The organism is Streptomyces sp. HmicA12, assembly GCF_000373565.1.
In the GTDB taxonomy this organism is placed as follows: Bacteria; Actinomycetota; Actinomycetes; order Streptomycetales; family Streptomycetaceae; genus Streptomyces.
The window spans coordinates 386,089-399,895 of sequence record NZ_KB891798.1; the positions used below are offsets into that span (position 1 = coordinate 386,089).

Sequence of the window (13,807 nt, forward strand, 5' to 3'; positions counted from 1 at the left end):
GTTTCCCACCTGTGTCCATGAGGCCCGGTCGGCGACCTTGCCGTTTCCTGTGGGTTCCGGACTTGTGTGCGTGCTCTTCGGTAAGTCAGGCGTTCCTCGTCAGTGCCTCGAGCGCGGCGGCGATGTCCGACTCGGACGCCTCCTTGGTGATGCCGAGGCCCGAGAGCAGCCCCGAGCCGTTCTCCTGCTCCAGCAGCGCCAGCAGGATGTGCTCGGTTCCGATGTAGTTGTGGCCGAGGCGCAGGGCCTCCCGGAACGTGAGCTCCAGGGCCTTCTTCGCGTCCGCGTCGAACGGGATCAGGGCCGGGCTCTCGTCGGCCGCCGCCGGGAGTTGGGCTGTCGCCTCCTGCCGCACGGTGTCGAGGAGCACGTCCTGCGCGAGGATCGCCCGGCAGCCCAGGCTCTCCGGCTCGTGCAGCAGCCCGAGGACCAGGTGCGCGGTGGTGATCGTGGTGTTCTTCGCGGCGTGGGACTCCTGCTGCGCGGACACCACCACGTTTCGGGCGCGCTGTGTGTAGCGGCTGAAGCCCTGGGTGTAGCGGCTGAAGCCCTGACTCGGGTCCAGGTCATTCTCCGAGCCCTTCGGCACGAAGCGCTTCTGGGCGGCCTGGCGCGTGACGCCCATGCTCTTGCCGATGTCGGTCCAGGAGGCGCCGGAGCGGCGGGCCTGGTCCACGAAGTGACCGATGAGGTGGTCGGCGATGTCGCCGAGGTGGTCCGCCGCGAGCACCGCGTCCTGGAGCTGGTCGAGGGCGTCGCTGTGGACCTTCTTGATGGCGTCGATGAGGTCGTCGAGACGTACGGAGGGGGTCATGGCGACCGGGTTGGCGGGATCCGTCGGGTTCGTTGGATTCGTCATGAGGCAACCCTAGGTTGACAGTTGAAGGGTGTCAACCTTCGGTTGACACCCCGTTCCCGCCGCTCACACCAGGGGCGGATTCAGCTGCCGGAACCCGTCCTGGATCCGGTACGGGTAGTACGGGTACGGCGCCGTCACCTCGCTCGCCGCGTCCAGCCTCGCCACCTGCTCCGGGGTGAGCTCCCAGCCCACCGCGCCGAGGTTCTGCCTGAGCTGCTCCTCGTTGCGGGCGCCGATGAGCACCGAGGAGACGGTGGGCCTGCGCAGCAGCCAGTTGAGGGCGATCTGCGGGATCGCCTTCCCGGTCTCCTTCGCGATGTCGTCGAGCGCGTCCACCACCCGATACAGGTGCTCGTCCTCGATCGGCGGCCCGAACTGGGCGGTCTGATGCAGCCTGCTGTTCGCGGGCAGCGGCTGTCCGCGCCGGATCTTCCCGGTGAGCCGGCCCCAGCCGAGCGGACTCCACACCAGTGCGCCGACTCCCTGATCCTGGCCGAGCGGCATCAGTTCCCACTCGTAGTCGCGGCCGACCAACGAGTAGTAGACCTGGTGCGCGGCGAACCGCGGCCGCCCGTGCTTCTCCGCCTCGCTCAGCCCCTTCATCAGCTGCCAGCCCGAGTAGTTGGAGACGCCGGTGTAGCGGATCTTGCCCGCCTTCACCAGGTCGTCCAGGGTGGCGAGGAGCTCCTCGACAGGGGTGCTCGCGTCGTAGGCGTGCAGCTGGAAGAGGTCGATGTAGTCGGTGTCGAGGCGGCGCAGTGCCGCCTCGACGGACCGGATCAGGCGTGAGCGGGAGACCCCGGCGTCGTACGGCCCGTCGCCGGTCGGCAGTGCGGCCTTCGTGGATATCAGGGCCTGGTCGCGGCGCCCCTTGAGGGCCGCGCCGAGCACCTCCTCCGACGCCCCGTCGCTGTACACGTCGGCGGTGTCGAACAGGGTGACCCCCGCCTCCAGGCTGAGGTCCACCATCCGCCGCGCCTCGTCGACGCCCGAGTCGCCCCAGGCCGAGAAGAGCGGTCCACGCCCGCCGAACGTCCCGGCTCCGAAACTCAGCGCCGGAACCTTCAGGCCGGACGTCCCCAACTGTCGGTACTCCATGTCGATCCCCTTGCCGTAAAGGAACTGCCGTTCCGTTAGTGCGTGGCACGACTGTAGCAGGGGATCGGGCAGTAATGGGACCGTGGTTCCTTTAGGTTGTGGGCCCGGTCGCGTCGGACAACGCCCGCTCCATCTCCGCGGCCGGATACGGCGTCCGTCGGCTGTCGCTCAACAGCCGCTCCACGAACCCGTCGAAGACCTCCAGCGCGGGCGCGTACGGAGAGAGCAGAGCGGCGACCGCGTCCGCCGGCGCGTCGGCGGGCAGGTGGTGACGCCGTAGATGGCTCAAGGAGCGGCACAGGTCGTACGACGGCAGATGGCCCTCCAGGAACGCACGCTCCCCGCCCGAGAGTGGGAAGTCCGAACTGAGCGCCAGGCCGAAGTCCGCGAACAGGATCCGTTCCCCGTCGGCCAGCAGATTGCCGAAGTGCCCGTCGAAGTGCACGACACCGCGCGACCGCAGGAACGCCGTGGCGCGCTCCACCTCCCGCACCACCCACCGGTACGTCGCCTCGTCGGGCCGCGCCGCGAGCAGCCCGGCCACCGTCCGCGGCACGTACTCCAGGAACAGCACGAGACTGTGCCGCGCCGCGGCCAGCTCCTCCAGGCGCACGCGCACCGCGGGGGAGTCCTCCCAATGCGCGACGGCCCCGTCGAGCCCGCCGAACTCGTCGAGGAACCCGTCCGGCGGCGCGTCCGGCAGGATCCGCCAGTGATACGTCAGCGGAAACCCCTCGTACGCCCGCGACAGCACCCAGTCCGTCGTCATGAGGTGCAGCGCCAGCTCCCGCCACGCGCCGAACCCGGCCGAGCCGATCCCGTACTGATAGAAGACGGGCAGGTCGAAGAGGTTGGCGGTGGAACGCAGCTGCTCCGGCCTCAACTCCCGCGCCGTGACCGGGACGCGCTTCACGAACACGCGCCTACCGTCGACATCGAGAACGCCCGAGCGCCCGCCGATCCCCGATCCGCCGTGCTCGACACCGGCCACCAGATCCCGCAGCCGCCGGTCATCGATCAGGGCGAGCGCGGTGGACATTCGGGCGTACAGGCTGCGGCGGCACATCGGGCGACTCCTGGACAGGCGAAGGGTGGCCGGGCGAATGCCCGGCCACCCCATCCTGCACGGCGGGACAGCGCCCGCTACGGCAGCTGGTTGATCTTGAACGTGGACGTCGTGTTGCGGACGTCCACCGCGTTGTCGCTCAACTTCAGGTTGTGGAAGGTCACTTCACCGACCGCCGGACCCTGCCCCGACTCCGGCATCTCGTTCGCCCACAGCCCGAACCCGGACTTGGCGTCGTAGGCGTCGCCGCTCTTGTGCGCGCCGGAGATCGTGACATCGGTCAGGATCGTGTCCTTGATCGGGAACTGGGGCTGTCCTCCCACGTAGTTGGTCTGGAACATGATGCCGCTGTACGTCGGGTCGAGGATGTCGACGTCGTTGACCCGGATCCCCTGGAAGACCTTCGACGCCGAGAACATCCAGATCCCGGGGAAGGTCTGGCCGCCCCAGAAGTGCCCGCCGGAGCGGACGATCGACGTGTTCTCGAGGGCCGTCGGGCCCGTGCCGAAGCCGTTCATCGGGTAGCCGAAGTCCAGCGAACTGATCGTGACTCCGGAGTAGACGAGCGTGTCCGCCACGAGGATGTTGCGGAACGTGTTGTCGTACCCGCCGTAGACCGCGATACCGGCGGCCCGCCACGTGAGCAGCGACGTCAGGTTCTCGTACACGTTGTTCTTCTCGTCCGCGCCGCCCGCGTCGATCGCCGAGAACAGCGCGAAGCTGTCGTCACCGGTCGAGCGCGCCTCGTTGTTCACGACGTGGTTGTCCGTCGAACCGTTCGTCATGTTGACGCCGTCCGCGAACGTGTCCCGGATCCGGGCGTTCCTGATCGTCACCCGGTCGGTGTTGGCGCCCCAGTACAGGCACACCGTGTGCTCGTTCCAGATGTCGTCGATGGTGATGTCGGCGACGTTCGAGAAGTCGAAGACCTTGCCGGGGCCGTCGATCCGCGAGGTGTAGTTCCCGAAGAAGGAGAAGTGCGCGAACGTCGATCCGTTGGCGGTCGCCTCCGCGCGGAAGCCCGCGTCGGTGTTCTCCTGCGACGACGGCGTGTGGAACCGGGTGAACCAGGGGCCCGCGCCGACCACCTTCACGGCCTTGCCGTACACCTGGAACTTGTTCGACGTCTCGTAGTCGCCGGTCGGCAGGTAGACGCCGACGAGCTTGCCCGTCGTGTCCATCCGCACCTTGTCCAGCGCGTCCTGCACGGCCTGGTGCGAGAAGCCGGTCGGCACCGCGTACGTCGCCGGGTCCGGGTTGGGCAGTTCGGTGGCCTCCTCCAGGTTGACGTAGTCGATCGTGTACGTGGAACCGTTCGCGGTGTCCTTCTGCAGCCGGATCTTGCTGCCCTTGGGCACGGTCGTGCCGAGCAGCAGGTTCGCCTCGTCGTAGATGTGCCGCGGCCCGCCCGCGCTCGGCGTGTTGCCGGGACCGGTCTCGTTGCCGTACAGCCACGCGTACTTCGACGACAGGTCGATCGCCTTCAGGTACTGTCCGTCGACGTACACGTTCAGCGTCGAGTTCGTCCCGCCGCCACCGGCCGCGTCCGGCATCGAGAAGCGGGTGACGAGGGTGTTCGTCGCCGCCTTCGTCGTCCACTCGAGGTACGAACCGGTCGAGCCGAGGGTGACGGCCTTGCGGCCCGACGCCTCGCCCGCCAGGTCACCGACGGTGCGGTTCGGACCGACGGCCTTCGCGCCGCCGCCCGCCGTGCCGTCCTCCGCCTCGTACATGTCGTACGGCATGCTCGCGCCACGCCCCACGAACAGCGGCTGCGAGGACGTGTTGTTGGCGCGCTTGACCGGCAGCTCGTTGGCGTCGTCGGCGATCACCGTCTTCACCGTGAACTTGCCCTTGCCCGCAGTCCAGGTGCCCAGCTTCACCGGGTCCGTGGTGCTTCCGGCGGCGATCGCGCCGCTCGCCGAACCGGTGAGCGTCTTCACGACCGTGCCGTCGGAGTCGGTGACGGTCAGCGTGATCCCGTGAGCGCTGCTCGAACTCGCCTGGTTGCCCTGGTTCTTGATGGCGACGCTGAAGCTCACCGTGTCGCCCTCGGCGGGCGCGCTCGGCGACCACGCCACCGGGGAGGCCACCAGGTCCGCGCTCGACACCGGCTTGACGACCAGCGACGTCGGGCTGGTGTAGCTGTTGTTGCCCTCGTTCTGCTCGATCACGAGCCCGCTCGGGTCGACGACCGCGCCGACCGTGTACGTGCCCGCGTCGTGCGCCCCGATGTCCGCGCTGACGATCGCCGAGGCGCCCGCCGCGAGCGCGCCCACGGAGCCGGTGGCCACCTTCTCCGACCCCAGCAGGAAGTCGAGGTCGGTGGCGTCGGCGGCCTGCGTGCCCGTGTTGCGGACCGTCGCCGACAGGGTGATCTTGTCGGACTCGACCGGCGCGTCCGGCTTCGAGGTGACGCCCGTGACCTGGAGGTCGGGGTTGGGCGCGGGCGTGCCGAGGACCTGGAACTCCGCGACCTGCCCGGCCGGAGCACCGGAGTTGGCGGTGACGGCGAGGCGGACGTCCGCGACGCGACCGGTCAGCGGGATCGACACCTTGTTGCCGCTCGCCGGGGAGAAGGTGTAGTCCTTCGCCGCGACCAGCGACGTGAAGCCGGATGCCTTCTGCTCGCGTCCGAGCACCTCGATCTTCTGCGTCCGCGACGACCAGGCCGCGTCCGGGTTCAGCTTCACCACGACCGAGGACAGGTCCGCGTTGGAACCGAGCTTCACCGTCAGCGTCCCCGGGTAGGCCCCGGCGGAGCCCTCCCAGTACGTGCTCGTGTCGTCGTCGACCGCGTTCTCCGCGACGAAGGTGAAGGTGGAGGAGGACGCCGTGATCGGCTTGCCCACCGCGAGGTTCGCGTCGTTCGACGTCGACCCGTTGCGGGTGACCGAGTTGCTGGCGGCGGAGACGTTGCCCGCCGCGTCCTTGGCGCGGACGGTGTACGTGACCGTCGCCGACTGCGGCTGCGTGTCGGTGTACGTCAGCACGTCACCGGCCACCGACTTCAGCAACTGCCCGCCCGCGTACAGGTCGTAGCCCGTGACCTTCACGTTGTCGGTCGAGGGGCCCCAGGCCAGTTTGACCTGGCCCGGCGTCGACTCCGTGAACGCCAGGTTCGACGGTGCCGTCGGTGCCTGCGTGTCACCCGAAGCGCCGGTCCGCGTCACGGAGTTGCTGTTCGCGGACTGGTTGCCCGCCGCGTCCTTGGCCCGCACGTAGTAGGTCAGCGTCGACGACGCGGGCTGGTTGTCCGTGTACGTGAGCGTGTCGCCGTCGACCGAGGCACGCAGCTGGTTGTTGGCGTAGATGTCGTAACCGGTGACCTTCACGTTGTCCGTGGCGGCCTTCCAGGTCAGCTTGATCTGCCCGGTCGCCGGCTCCGTGTAGGCGAGCCCGCTCGGCGCGGACGGCGCCTGCGTGTCACCCGTGGTCGGCCCGTAGACCTCCAACTCCGCGAGCTGACCGGCCTGTTGCACCGTGTTGCCGGTGACCTTCACCCGCACGTAGCGCGTCGTCACCGTGTTGAAGGACAGCGTCTGCGCCTGTCCGTTCGCCGAGCTGAACTCGTACGCCTTCGACGCGACCAGGTCCGTGAAGTCGTTGCCGTTCGTGCTGCCCTGCAGGATCAGCGTCTGCGACCGGGTCTCCCACGTCGACGGCAGCCGCAGCACCACCCGGTTCACCTGCACCGAGGAGCCGAGGTCCACCTGCACCCACTGCGGCAGCGCGTTGTTCTGGCTCTCCCAGTAGGTCGCCGCGTTGCCGTCACCGGCGTTCGCCGCCAGGTACGTCTGCGTCGTCGAGCTCGCCGTGAAGGCACGGCCGCGCGCCAGGTTCGCCGAGGAGTCGCTCGACCCGTGCACCTCCAGCTCAGACAACTGGGCAGCCTGCCAACCGGAGTTGGCGGTGATCGCGACGCGCACATAGCGGGTCTGCGTCGCGCCGAAGGAGACCGTCACCGTGTTCGACGAGCCCGGCGCGAAGGCGTACGAGGCCGATGCCTTCAGCGTGTCGAAGGTCTGCCCGTCCGCGCTGCCCTGCACCGACAACGTCTGTGTACGGCTCTCCCAGGCGGCCGGAAGACGCAGCACCACCTCGTCGACCCGGGCCGAGGACCCCAGGTCCACCTGCACCCACTGCGGGAAGGAGGATCCCGAACTCTCCCAGTACGTCGACGCGTTGCCGTCCGAGACGTTCCCCGCGCCGTACTCCGCGTTGGCGCTGCTGGCCTTGGCCGTGGCGCCCGCGGCGAGATTCGGCCCGCCCGCGGCCTGCGCCGACACGGTCGGCAGGCCCAGGAGCGCCAGGGTGAAGGCGAGGACCGCGACCGCGAGCCCGCGCCAGCCACCCCTTGCTCTGCCCCCTGGTCTGCGTCTGCCGGATCTCGGCACGAACTGTCCGCTCATGATTCCCCTGTCCCCGCGCCGCCGGCGCGGTGAAGCGAGTGAGGTGATGGGTACGAAGGACGCACAGCCTTGCAATCGACTTCTTGCATTCAGTTGTTGGAGAATTGCAGAGTGATGTTGTCGAGTCCACCGTTTGAACAGAGGGAGTTGCGATGAGGGAGAATCGTCGACCATGTCCCACGCCCAGGCGGCCGACGGCGCCGCCCTCCACTACGAACTGAGGGGCAACGGCGCCCCGTTGCTCCTCCTCGCCGGCCAGTCGAACGACCACCGCTGGTGGGAGCCGGTGCGCGACCGGTTCGCCGCGCACTTCACCACCGTGGTCATGGACTGGCGCGGCACCGGCGCCAGCGACGCCCCGGACACCGACACGTACAGCACGCCGAACTTCGCCCGGGACGCCGTCGCCGTCCTCGATCACGCGGGGATCGACCGGGCCCATGTGTACGGGACTTCGATGGGCGGCCGCGTCGCCCAGTGGCTGGCCGCCGACCACGCCACACGCGTCGACCGCCTCGTCCTCGGCTGTACGTCACCGGGCGCGCCGCACGGCATCGAGCGCGGCCCCGCCGTCCGCACCGCACTGGCCGACCCGGACCCCGCCGTGGCCCGCGCCGCACTGCTCGACCTGATGTACACACCCGCGTACGCCGCCGCGCACCCCGGCCCGTTCCACACCCTCGGCGATCCGGCGATGCCCGCCCACGCCCGCCGCCGCCACCTGCGGGCCAGCGCCCGGCACGACGCGTGGGACGCACTGCCCCGCATCACGGCACCCACCCTCGTCGTGCACGGCACCGACGACGACTTCAACCCGACGGCCAACGCCCCGCTGCTCGCCGAACGCATCCCCGACGCACGCCGGCTCCTGATCCCGGACGGCCGCCACGCCTACTTCGAGGAGTTCGCCGACAAGGCGACACCCCCGGTGATCGAGTTCCTCAGCCAGGATGAGGAGACGGCGAGTTGAGCCAGGAAGCGACCCACATACCCGAGCGGCACGCCGCCCCGAAGGCCGCCTCGCTCGCCCGCTCCTCCCTCCTCATGGCGTTCGGCACGGTCGTCTCCCGCGCCACCGGCCTCATCCGCACCGTCCTGCAGGCATCGGCGCTCGGCACCGCCCTGTACGCGAGCACGTACAACACCGCCAACACCCTCCCCACGAGCCTGTACACCCTGCTCATTGGCGGCGCCCTCAACTCGGTGCTCGTGCCGCAGCTGGTGCGCGCCCGCACCGAACACGCCGACGGCGGCCGCGCCCACGAACAGCGCCTGGTCACCCTCGTCCTGTGCGTCCTCGCCGCCGGCACCGCCCTCGCCGTGTGGGCGGCCCCGCAGATCGTCGGCCTGTACATGGACGACACGCCGGAGCATCACGCTGCCTTCCGGCTGACCGTGGTCTTCGCCCGGTTCCTGCTGCCGCAGATCTTCTTCTACGGGCTGTTCTTCATGCTCGGTCAAGTCCTGAACGCACGCGGCAAGTTCGGCGCCATGATGTGGACGCCGGTCCTCAACAACCTCGTCCTCATCGGCCTGTTCGGCTACTACCTGGCGGCCATCGCCCTGCCCGGCTCCGTCGACGAGGTCACCGCCGCCCAGGTCCGCTGCCTCGGCATCGGCACCACACTCGGCATCGCCGTCCAGGGCCTCGCCCTGATCCCGTTCGCGCGAGCCGCGGGCTTCCGGATGCGGCCCCGCTTCGACTGGAAGGGCACCGGACTCGGCCGCAGCATGCAGGCGGCCCGGTGGACCCTGCTCCTCGTCCTCGTGAACCAGGCCGCCCTCGCCGTCGTCACGAACTTCGCCAACTCCGCCGACGCCGCGCTCCCCACGGCGGGCGCGGGCTACACCGCGTACACCTACGCCCAGACCATCTGGCTGCTGCCCCAGTCCATCGTCACCGTCTCCCTCGTCACCGCCCTGCTGCCGCGCATCAGCGCCGCCGCGGTCCAGGGCCGCGTCGACGACGTGCGCGCCGACCTCTCCCGCGCCCTGCGCACCACCGGCGCGGTGATCGTGCCCGCCGCGTTCCTGTTCCTCGCCCTCGGGCCACAGATCGCCGCGCTGCTCTTCGGGCACGGCGCCTCCGACCCCGGCCCGCTCGGCCACATGCTGCAGGCGTTCGCACTCGGCCTGGTCCCCTTCTCGGCCCAGTACCTGCTGGTGCGCGGGTTCTACGCGTTCGAGGACACCCGCACCCCGTTCCTCAACGCCACCGCGATCGCCGCCGTCAACATCGCGCTCGTCTGCGCCTGCCACTGGCTGCTGCCCGCGCGCTGGGCGGTCACCGCGATGGCCGCCGCCTACTCGGTGTCGTACGGCATCGGGCTGCTGCTCACCGCCCGCAGGCTGCGCCGGCGCCTGGACGGGCGGATCGACGGACGCCGCCTCGTGCGCACCTACGGCAAGCTCATCCTCGCCGCCGGGGTCGCCGCGGGCGCCGCCTGGGGCACGTCCCACGTGTGCGCCGCCGCGGCCGGCACCACGGTCACCGGCACGGCTCTCGCGCTCGGCGCGGGGGTCCTCGTCATGGCCGGCGCCTTCCTTGGCCTCGCCAGGATGCTGCGCATCGGCGAACTCCGTAGGCTGCGGTTGGCCTGATCACCACGGAGGAGTACGACACCATGCCCGCCGCCCACGTCACCCTCGCCGGCGTCGTCGCCGCAGCCGCGCCGGACGCCACCGGAGCGCTCTGGCGCCTGGAGGGCGCGGCCCGGCAACTGGATGCCAACGTCATCCGGCTGCGGCCCGGCGCCCGCGGCGAGCCGCACGTCGAGCCCGACCTCGACGTCCTGCTCGTCGTCGCCGAGGGCCGCGGCACCCTCCACCGGGCGGGCGCCGACGAGGAGTTGGCCCCGGGCAGCCTCGTGTTCGTGCCGCGCGGCGAGCAGCGCGCCGTCAGCGCGGGCGACGCCGGACTCGTCTATCTCACCGCCCACCGCAGACGACCCGGCATGACCATCCGCAGGGTTCCCACCACGGTCACCGCCGAAGGCGGCGAGGCCCCCTGTCTGCTGCCGCGCGTCTGCGAGGACTGCGGGCGGGTCACCGAGGACGGGGAGGCCCGGTACTGCGGCCGCTGCGGCAAGCGCTTGCCCGGACAGGCCTGAGCACAGAGTTCCGGCCGTAGTTGAAGCGGAGGGTTCGCGCCAGGCGAAGCCGTTCGCACCCGCAACTGCCCGACGGCGCAAGGGCGTTGCGGCCCCCTCTCCGTCACATCTAGCCACTGATTCAACACAAAAGGTTACCGAAATCCGGGGGTGCGGGATGAGTTTCCGGCCGTCGCGCGGCAGACTCTGGCCCGCGGCGGCCGTCGACTGCCCGTTCGGCCGCCGGAGGAGGGGGAGCACCACCGGGGGAGTTCGCGCGTGTGGGGCGCGCGGACTCCCCGTCCTCGAGGCCGGCGGTGCTCCCGGTCAGCTCACGCCGACGGCACCGAGTCCTCGAACGTCGTCCCCGCCGAGCGGTAGGCGGTCACCTTCGCCGCCACCTGGGCCGGGGTGAGGACCTGGTCCTTCACGTGCAGCACGTAGTCGACCTGCTGGTCGTACGCGCGCGGGCTGGTGCTCGTGTTGCCCGCCAGGTCGATCAGCCACTGGTTGAAGTTGATCGACATCGGCCGCTCGGGCAGGTACGCGGCGTCGTGCGTGCCGAACAGCTGCCCGTCGATGTAGTACCGGATGGAGCTGTTGTCGATGGTGACGACCAGGTCGTGCCAGCCCGCGTAGCTCTGCCGGCCCTCCGTGTGCTGGTTCACCGCCTGCCACGGATCGGGGTTGTAGGTCTCCCAGGACGTCGTGTACAGGATGTTCGACGGCTCGCCCCAGCCGCCGTTGGGCAGGTACTCGAAGTCGTACTCGGCGTAGTCGTCGGCCATCGGTGCCTTGAGGTCGTTGATGGTGAAGAACGTCTGCACCAGGTGGTCGCCGTCGGGCCCGCTCTTCGGTGCGTCCGCGAATTTCACGCGCGCCGCGTACGTGCCGTTCTTGAACTTCGTCGCCTTGGTGAGGACCTCGGTCTGCTTCGTGGACTCGCCGGTCCCGGCCGTGGACGTCTCCAGGTTCATCACGGAGTTGCCGGACGCGGACGAGAAGGTCACGTTCTGCGGGGCCCAGGTCGCGCCCGGCACCCCCGGACCGCCGGAGTTGGAGCGCACGCTCCAGCCGTTGGCCGCGATCTTCGGGTCGTTGTACCCGCTGTAGTTGAAGTCGTCGAAGAGCGTCGCCCCGTCGCCGGGCGGGTCGGTGGGATCCGTGGGGTCGGTGGGATCCGTCGGGTCGTTGCCCTCGGGCGCCGTGCCCCAGACCGTGGCACCGCCGAGCTGCGCGGTCACCTTCGACCAGTTCCCGTACGCGGACTGCGTTGCGCCGAACGAATAGTCGTCGGCCTGGTTCAGTGGCTGCCAGTCGGCGCGGTAGAAGCGCAGCTGCAGGTCCCCGGTGTCGGCGCCCGCCGCGAGCGAGCCCGCGCCGGAGGTGAAACCGATCTCCAGATAGCGGTCGGCGGTCGCGGTGGGGTGGGCGAGCGTGCCGAAGGTGCCGGTGATGTTGGCGCAGCCCTTCACGGCCCACGAGCAGGCGAAGCGATAACTCGCGCTCGCCGTGTCGGCCTTGAAGTAGTAGCGCAGCTTGACGCCGCTGAGAGCGACCGCCGAGCTGCCGGAATTGCGCACCTTCAGCCAGGGTTCCGCCTGATCGCTGCCTGTGCTGCCCGAGTGGTACTGCACGGTGAGTCCGTCGGCGGCCGGGGCGGCGCCGGCCGGCAGCGCGGCGAGACCCGTGCAGCCGAGCGCGGCGGCGACGGCGCAGGCCAGGGACATGGTCCGGGTGGTTCTTCTCATGGCTGTTCCTTTCCGGAACGGTGGGGGAGAGGACCGTGCGGATCGAGCGGCCCGTGCCGCACGCCGAGTGCGGCGAGCCGGGCGGTGTGTGCCCCGAGCCGGGCCCGGAAGCCGGGCCAGGACGGGGAGCCGTGCCAGGCGCGGTCGGCGAGCGCGCACAGGCGGGGAAAGGCCAGATGGTCGATGCGGTCGGGCGCCGACACGTACTCCGTCCACAACTGGGCCTGGACGCCGAGGAGATGACCGCTGGTGTCGGCGTCGTCCGGCGGTTCGTGCCCGTGGACCGTGGGCAGATCGACCACCAGGCCCGGCTGTGCGGGCGTTGCGTCGAGGGAGTCCGTCTGCGCGTAGTCGAGGTACGCCGCCCGGTGCTGGCAGCTGATCACCGGATGCCCGCGCTTGAGCGCGATCCGCGTGTGCTCAGGGTCGCGCCAGGTCATCACCGCGAAGTGCGGCGGCAGTCCTTCGCCGGTCTCCGCCCACGCGAGGGGGATCCGGCCGCGCTCCACGAGGAACGCGCCGATCCGGCCGAGGAACCAGTCGCGCAGCGCGTCCGTGTGGGCCAGGCCCTCGGCGGCGGCCCGCGCCCGTGCCACCGGGCTCGCCGCCCATTCGCCGGTGGGGCACTCGTCGCCGCCGATGTGGATGTGCCGCGACGGGAAGACGTCGAGGACCTCTTCGAGGACCGTGCGGCAGAAGTCGAGCACCGGCTCGTGGACGCCGAACACCGTGTCGCACACGCCCCAGCGCGGCCACACGTCGAGGCGGCGCCCGGGCTCGTTGCCGAGTTCCGGGTACGCGGCGAGGGCCGCCCGGGCGTGGCCGGGCATCTCGATCTCCGGCACGACGGTCACGCCCCGCGCGGCGGCGTACGCGACGAGGTCCCGCAACTCCTCGCGCGTGTAGGCCCCTTCGTGCGGCACGGGCCCGGCGCGACGGCCGCCCACCTCGGTCAGCAGCGGATACGTGGCGACCGGCATCCGCCATCCCTGGTCGTCCGTGAGGTGCAGGTGCAGCACGTTCAGCTTGTGCAGGGCGAGCAGATCCACGTACCGGCGCAGGAAGGACACCGGCTGGAAGTGCCGTGCCACGTCGAGCATGAAGCCACGCCAGGCCTGCCGCGGCACATCCGTGATCTCGACGCAGGGCAGCCGCCACGGCACGTCCGGCCGCGGCTCGTCCAACAGCGTTTCGACCGGCAGGAGCTGACGCACCGTCTGGATGCCGCGCAGCAGACCGGTGACGTGCGCGGCGCGCAGCAGCACCGCGTCCGGGGCGACCGTCAGGCCGTACCCCTCCTCACCCAGCCCTCCGAGGTCCGGGTCGAGGGCGAGCACGAAGGCGCCGTCCGGGGAAGGGGCGAGCGGCAGCCCGGTGGCGGGGGCGAGCAGCGTGCGGAGCAGGTCGGCGGCCGGGGCCGCGCCGGGCGGGAATCGGACCGTGGTGTCGGCGGACAGGGTGAAGTGGCCCGGCCGGTGGGTGAGTTGAGTGGGGAGCGGGACGAGTGCGGGCAGGTGTGCGGGCACGGCGAA

At 70.4% G+C, this 13,807-nt stretch carries 9 protein-coding genes; 3 read left to right on the forward strand and 6 right to left on the reverse strand.

Translation table 11 applies throughout. The annotated features are described in order from the left end of the window. Nucleotides 1-85: 85 nt before the first annotated feature. The 4 genes from B072_RS0105560 to B072_RS0105575 all read right to left on the reverse strand — a co-directional run bounded on the left by B072_RS0105560 (nt 86) and on the right by B072_RS0105575 (nt 7,435). A complete protein-coding gene (locus B072_RS0105560; RefSeq protein WP_051127095.1) occupies nt 86-859 on the reverse strand; it encodes a Clp protease N-terminal domain-containing protein in 774 nt (257 codons plus the stop codon). Nucleotides 860-922: 63 nt separating this feature from the next. Then, nucleotides 923-1,957 (reverse strand): aldo/keto reductase, encoded by a 1,035-nt coding sequence (locus B072_RS0105565; RefSeq protein ID WP_018528948.1) that lies wholly within the window; start codon nt 1,955-1,957, stop codon nt 923-925. A gap of 91 nt (nt 1,958-2,048) precedes the next feature. After that, nucleotides 2,049-3,023 carry a hypothetical protein gene (locus B072_RS0105570; RefSeq protein WP_043243333.1) on the reverse strand — a complete coding sequence of 325 codons (975 nt, stop codon included), beginning with the start codon at nt 3,021-3,023 and terminating at the stop codon, nt 2,049-2,051. 77 nt (nt 3,024-3,100) lie between these two features. Next, nucleotides 3,101-7,435: a discoidin domain-containing protein gene (locus B072_RS0105575; protein ID WP_018528950.1), complete on the reverse strand. Its 4,335-nt coding sequence runs from the start codon at nt 7,433-7,435 to the stop codon at nt 3,101-3,103. Between the two features lie 172 nt (nt 7,436-7,607). Between B072_RS0105575 and B072_RS0105580 the strand changes: the two genes are divergently transcribed. The 3 genes from B072_RS0105580 to B072_RS0105590 all read left to right on the forward strand — a co-directional run bounded on the left by B072_RS0105580 (nt 7,608) and on the right by B072_RS0105590 (nt 10,545). Next, nucleotides 7,608-8,405 carry an alpha/beta fold hydrolase gene (locus B072_RS0105580; protein WP_018528951.1) on the forward strand — a complete coding sequence of 266 codons (798 nt, stop codon included), beginning with the start codon at nt 7,608-7,610 and terminating at the stop codon, nt 8,403-8,405. Between the two features lie 74 nt (nt 8,406-8,479). Next, nucleotides 8,480-10,036: a murein biosynthesis integral membrane protein MurJ gene (gene murJ / locus B072_RS0105585; RefSeq protein ID WP_106432828.1), complete on the forward strand. Its 1,557-nt coding sequence runs from the start codon at nt 8,480-8,482 to the stop codon at nt 10,034-10,036. A gap of 23 nt (nt 10,037-10,059) precedes the next feature. Next, nucleotides 10,060-10,545, forward strand: a complete 486-nt coding sequence (locus B072_RS0105590) for a cupin domain-containing protein (protein WP_018528953.1) — start codon at nt 10,060-10,062, stop codon at nt 10,543-10,545. A gap of 311 nt (nt 10,546-10,856) precedes the next feature. On the opposite strand, the gene B072_RS0105595 is transcribed toward B072_RS0105590, so the two are convergent. Beyond that, nucleotides 10,857-12,275 (reverse strand): cellulose binding domain-containing protein, encoded by a 1,419-nt coding sequence (locus B072_RS0105595; protein ID WP_026245485.1) that lies wholly within the window; start codon nt 12,273-12,275, stop codon nt 10,857-10,859. Further along, nucleotides 12,272-13,801 carry a beta-N-acetylhexosaminidase gene (locus tag B072_RS0105600; protein WP_018528955.1) on the reverse strand — a complete coding sequence of 510 codons (1,530 nt, stop codon included), beginning with the start codon at nt 13,799-13,801 and terminating at the stop codon, nt 12,272-12,274. Before B072_RS0105600 ends, B072_RS0105595 begins: the two co-directional genes overlap by 4 nt. Nucleotides 13,802-13,807 lie beyond the last annotated feature (6 nt).